Here is a 282-nt window from a genome sequence, read left to right on the forward strand (position 1 = left end):
CGCTTGTAGCGGTCAGCGTCGTAGGACCAAGGCAGGTCGGTGCGCATCCAGCCGCCGGCCACGCGTTCCACGGCGCCGACCACGGCCTGCACCTTCAGCAGCAGTTCCAGCGGGGAACGGCGCAAGTTCACCGCGCTCTCCAGCGCCGGGACGCTCATCGCGCCGTCGGCCTGGCCCAGCGGCTCCAGCACCGCGGTGGCGCGCACCTGGTCAGGCATGGAGCTGGTGGCGAAGTACTCCCAGATCTCCGCGTCGTCGGTCGCCGGTATAAGAAGCTGACTC

1 pseudogene is annotated in these 282 nt (G+C 69.5%); it reads right to left on the reverse strand.

Annotated elements, in window-relative coordinates:
* Window positions 1-282 (reverse strand): annotated as a pseudogene (locus RF641_RS17575) (recombinase RecQ); the annotation flags it as partial.

It is taken from the genome of Arthrobacter sp. 'calajunan' (genome assembly GCF_046940185.1).
In the GTDB taxonomy this organism is placed as follows: domain Bacteria; phylum Actinomycetota; class Actinomycetes; order Actinomycetales; family Micrococcaceae; genus Glutamicibacter; species Glutamicibacter soli.